The sequence below is a fragment of the Actinoalloteichus spitiensis RMV-1378 genome (assembly GCF_000239155.1).
In the GTDB taxonomy this organism is placed as follows: Bacteria; Actinomycetota; Actinomycetes; order Mycobacteriales; family Pseudonocardiaceae; genus Actinoalloteichus_B; species Actinoalloteichus_B spitiensis.
Genome location: NZ_AGVX02000600.1, coordinates 1 through 4,648 on the forward strand (window position 1 = coordinate 1; position 4,648 = coordinate 4,648).

At 72.4% G+C, this 4,648-nt stretch carries 4 protein-coding genes; 3 read left to right on the plus strand and 1 reads right to left on the minus strand.

Features of this window, described 5'->3' with window-relative positions; genetic code table 11:
* Positions 1–974 precede the first annotated feature (974 nt).
* Together ACTIDRAF_RS0222360 and ACTIDRAF_RS0222365 are read left to right on the plus strand one after the other, a co-directional pair.
* Positions 975–2,021 (plus strand): ABC transporter ATP-binding protein, encoded by a 1,047-nt coding sequence (locus tag ACTIDRAF_RS0222360; RefSeq protein WP_016700936.1) that lies wholly within the window; start codon positions 975–977, stop codon positions 2,019–2,021.
* The gene (locus tag ACTIDRAF_RS0222365; RefSeq protein ID WP_016700937.1) at positions 2,018–2,836 is read left to right on the plus strand and encodes an ABC transporter permease; all 819 of its coding nucleotides are present in this window, start codon (positions 2,018–2,020) and stop codon (positions 2,834–2,836) included. The genes ACTIDRAF_RS0222360 and ACTIDRAF_RS0222365 overlap by 4 nt, the downstream gene beginning before the upstream one ends.
* Before the next feature lie 373 nt (positions 2,837–3,209).
* On the opposite strand, the gene ACTIDRAF_RS0222370 is transcribed toward ACTIDRAF_RS0222365, so the two are convergent.
* Positions 3,210–3,641 carry a MarR family winged helix-turn-helix transcriptional regulator gene (locus ACTIDRAF_RS0222370; protein WP_016700938.1) on the minus strand — a complete coding sequence of 144 codons (432 nt, stop codon included), beginning with the start codon at positions 3,639–3,641 and terminating at the stop codon, positions 3,210–3,212.
* Positions 3,642–3,707: 66 nt separating this feature from the next.
* On the opposite strand from ACTIDRAF_RS0222370, the gene ACTIDRAF_RS0222375 reads away from it, so the two are divergent.
* Positions 3,708–4,238 (plus strand): hypothetical protein, encoded by a 531-nt coding sequence (locus ACTIDRAF_RS0222375; RefSeq protein WP_026066390.1) that lies wholly within the window; start codon positions 3,708–3,710, stop codon positions 4,236–4,238.
* Positions 4,239–4,648: the final 410 nt, after the last annotated feature.

A 4,648-nucleotide genomic window follows, 5' to 3' on the forward strand; every position in this document is an offset into this window, starting at 1 on the left:
CCCTCCTCGTGGACGAGCGGCGGCGGTGGCCGGTGTCCGGCGCCTGCCAGCGTCGCCGGCACCCGCCCAGGGGCGCCGGTGGTCCGCGACGCGGGCGTCGTTGCCGGTCACGGGGGTGGGGTCGATCCGGGAGGCTCCGGTTCTCCCACCTCACGAGCTCCATGGACACCATATAGTAGGAAGTCAAAGTATGTCGATACTCGCCGGCGACCGACACGAGAGCGATTCCCTTGTGGACCGCTCCCCCGTGCGTTACCGACCCGGTCGGGTACCTCCCCTCTGATCCGCGTTCCCCTCCCCTCTCCCTCGTGGGGAGCCAGGCCGGGTCGGGTCGGGGCGTGCCTGCCCGGGGCCGGGGTGGCGGCGCGCGCGTCGTCCCGAGGCCGCGCCCTCAGGAGCGGCGCGGCGGTGCGCGCAGGTCGACTCGCCCCGGCGCGTCCGCTGGAGGCGGTGGGTGGCCGGGCGGGGTCGCGGCCCCGGTGGCGGTGCCGGCGCACGGTCCGAGCCGATGGTCAGGGGCGTGGCCGGCTGGTGCGCGGCGTGTCGGAGCGGGGCCAGCGGTGAGGTGACCCGCTTTCCCGACGGTCCGTCGCCGGTGTACGCGGCCGGGGAGGACCTGTGCGCGAGCGGTACCCCGACCCATCCCGAGGAGGCGGCGTTGGAGGGTGGCGTCGTCGGTGCGGGTGGACGAGCGGCGTGCCGCCGGGGGTGGGTCCCCCGGGGCGGTGGTCACTCCGCCCCCTACCCGCTCGCTCCGGACCACCCGCCATCCCGTGTCGCGGGCTTCCGCCCGGGGCAGGGCCTCCACCGCCACCGAAGGTCCGATTACCCGGCGGTGGTCGGCGGAGGGGAAAACACCGCTGACCGGAATCCCTGCCCCGGGGACAGTGGGGGCCGAACCCTGACCTGAGGTCGGGCCGGGACGCGGCCCCGGCGCGTGGGGAGGATCGGAACGTGGCTGTCGGGACGGCGAGGTGACCGGCGCGGCCGAGGCGGCTGGCGAGCAGGGCCTGGCCGGCGTCGACCGGCGGGAGGCGGCCGTCGTGGTGCGCGACCTGGTGAAACGCTATCCGGGTCGGGCCCGGGCCGCCGTCGACGGCGTGTCGTTCTCGGTGGCGCGCGGCGAGGTGTTCGGGCTGGTGGGCACGAACGGCGCGGGGAAGTCGACGACCGTCGGCGTGCTGACGACGCTCGTGGCCGCGACCTCGGGGACCGTGGTGGTCGGTGGTCGGGACGTCCGGACGGATCCGGCGGGGGCACGCGGCCGGCTGGCCGTGGTCACCCAGCACCACAACCTGGACCGTTCGTTGAGCGTGCGGCAGAACCTCGTCGTCCACGCCCGTTACCACCGGGTTCCCCGGCGGCGGGCCCACGACCGGGCCGACGCGCTGCTGGAACGGTTCGGCCTGGGTGACCGCGCTGGTTCCCGACCGGACAGGCTTTCCGGCGGTCAACAGCAGCGGGCGAAGATCGCGCGGGCGTTGATGCACGAGCCGGCGGTGCTGTTCGTCGACGAGCCGTCGACCGCGCTGGACCCCCGGGCCCGGTTGGTGGTCTCCGAGGTGCTGGGCGAGGTGAACGCGCGGGGCACCACGGTCGTGCTCACCACGCACGACCTGGCCGAGGCCGAACGGTGGTGCCACCGCGTCGGCATCGTCGACCGGGGGCGCTTGCTGGCGGTGGACACCCCGGCCGCGTTGGGCGCGAGTGCCGCCGACGCGGTGGCGGTGGAACTCGTCGTGGCGCCGGGTCCGGTCGACGGGCCGGGCGCGGTGGTGGCCGGTCTCGGGAGCACCGCCGGGGTCCGGCGGGTGGAGGTCGCACCCGCTGCCGGGACGGACGGCGCGGCGGAGGGGACGTGGCTCCGCCTGCGGCTGCTCACCGGTGCCGACCCGACGGTGCCCCTCGCCGAGGCGTTGGAAGCCCTTCGCGGGTGGGCGTGCGAGGTGCGGGAGGTGCGGGTGAGCCGGCCGAGCCTGGAGGACGTCTTCCTGGAGTTGACCGGGGGTGCGGGCCGGTGAGCGGGTCCGAGGTTCGCGACGGGGACCGCAGGCGGACCGCCCGGTGGCGGGACTGGGCGGTGTCGTTCCTGGCGTTGGTGTCGCGGGACGTGACCGTGCTGGGCCGGGAGGTGCCGAGCTTCCTCGCGCAGACCGTGCTCCAGCCGTTCCTCATGCTGCTGGTGTTGGGCACGGTGCTGACCGATCTGGGGTACCTGCGGCCGGACTACCCGTCGGTGTTGTTGCCGGGGATCGTGGCGCTCACCGCGTTCCTGGGCGCCTGCCAGCACACGACGTTGAACCTGGTGTTCGACTTCTCCTACACGCGGGAGATCGATGACCGCCTGCTCGCACCGGCTCCGACGGCCCTGGTGGCACTGGCGAAGGTGGTCACCGGGGCGCTGCGGGGGTTGGTGGCGGCGGTGGTGGTGACGCCGGTCGCCTTCCTCACGCTGGGCACCTGGTGGTCGCCGGCGGAGTGCCTGGTGGCATTCGTGGTGGTGCTGGCGGGGTCGGGTGTGGGCGCGGCCCTGGGCATGGTGCTGGGGACGGCGGTGGAGCCCTCGCAGATCAGCGCCACCTTCGCCGTGGTGGTGATCCCGTTGAGCTTCACGGGGGCGACGCACTTCCCGTGGCCGCTGTTGGCGGAGCTGCGGTGGTTCCAGGTGGTGTCGGCGCTGAACCCGTTGACCTACGTCAGCGAGTCGCTGCGGGGCGCGGTGTCGCCGGAGGTGCCGCACCTGTCGGGGTGGATCAGCGTGCCGGCGGTGCTGGGTCTGCTGTTGGTGTTCGGGCTGCTGGGCGTGCGGGGCTTCCGACGGCGGGCCATCCGCTGACGCCCCGGTGGGGCCCAGGAGCCGCCCGGTACTCGACGCCTCGCCCTCAGCGTGACGCGCCGGGGATGACCTCCTGCTCACCGACCTCACCACCTGGCGGCTTCGGGCGGAGGCTCCCGGAGCCCCGGCTACTGGACCGCCACTCGGGCCCACTGGTGGCGGTCACCCCGAGCGACGGGGTTGCGCAGGCGGCGGCGGTGTGGGTGTCGCGGTTGTAGTGGCTCGCCGGCCGGGGGCTTCGAACAGGGCGCGGGTCGGTTCCTCGGGGAGCTGGTCGACTTCGGCTGGTGGCGGTGGTCGCCGAGGACGTGTTCGGGCAGGAAGGCGTTGACCGGTCCAGCACGGGGTCCGCACGCCGTTCGGTAGCGGGCGTTCAGCGACTGTCCTCGGACAGCAATCGCTCGACGATGGCCTTGAGCGTTGTCGCGTCGCCAGGGTCGAGCCGGTCCAGCAGGTGACGACGGGTCGAGACCTCCAGGGCGGGCACCGAGGCGTCGATCGTGCGTCGGCCCGCTGGTCGCAGGGTGACCTCAACACCGTTCCCGACCTTGCCGCGCGCGACGTAGTCGCGTTTCTCCATCCGGGTCAGCAGGTGCGAGAGCCGTGTCCGATCCCAGCCCAGGACCGCGGCGATGGCGTTCTGACGCAGGACACCGCCGGATTCGTGCAGGCACACCAGGACACTCAGCTCTGACTCGGAGAGACCGGATGCCGCACTCATGTCGGCGATGATCGCGGCGCGGGTCGTCTCGTACGCGCGCTTCCACAGCAGCCACAGCTCGGTCGCCTGACCCCCTGTTGACATGTCAACACCACCGTTCTAAGTTGGTGCTCGACCATACAAGACCGCCCCACACCTAAGGACTCCGCGATGCTCGATGCTCGACGGCACTATGCCAGCCTGCGCACGTTGGCACTCCTTCCTCTCGTGCTGTTCTTCCCGGCCGTGGTCGCCTTCTTCGTGGACCCGGACGTGGCGTGGGGAGAATACTTGGGAGTCTTCTTCCACCTTTCCATCCTCTTCCTCGTCTCGCGCCTGGAAGCGGCGCCGTGGGCCAAGGCGGCAGGCTACGGATGGGTGACGCTGGACGTGCTCGCCGGCATTCTGGTGATCAACGAGATCGCGTACGACACCGCCTGGGCCGTTCGGCTCGGCGCGCACGTCCTCGCCGGTGTCTGGATCGTGTCGAGTTCCCTGGTCAGCCGGGCCTGGCCGGTCAGGGCCGTCGGCGTGATCACGGGACTCTGGCTTGCCGGGTACTCCTTCGTGGGAAACGTGCTCCCAGAACAATTCCTGCGCCCGGCCGGCATCTCGATCCTGATCTGGTTCGCCCTGCTGGCGGTCTTTGACCGGCAGGCCGAGGACCGGTCGGCGGCACCGGCGAGTCCAGCGCCGGCGTAACGCGTGTCGCGATTCCCCAGGAATTGGCGGCTGAACGACGGCAGCGCGGTCGGGAGTCGCTCGTCGCAACCGGACCCGGCAAATGCGAAACGCCGCGGGCAGCGCGCTCAGTCGGCCGCGTCCTGCCATCCAGCAACACATCGGTTTCTCCGCCGATACCGATTGCGGTCCGAACAACGCAGCCGGGTTCTGCGGGAATGCCAACGCCGCTGACAGTCCCACTCCGGCTACGACGCGCACGGCCACCCCGGGGGCACCGAGCCTGTCGTGCACGAGGTCGCGCGCCGTCAGGCCCGTTCCCGCGAACACCGTGCCCGCCGGAACGACCGGTCCACCGGCGACAAGCGGTCACCACACACCGAGGCGGTGTCGGCGGCGACGACCGAGAGCGATATCGGCCGCCGCCGCCC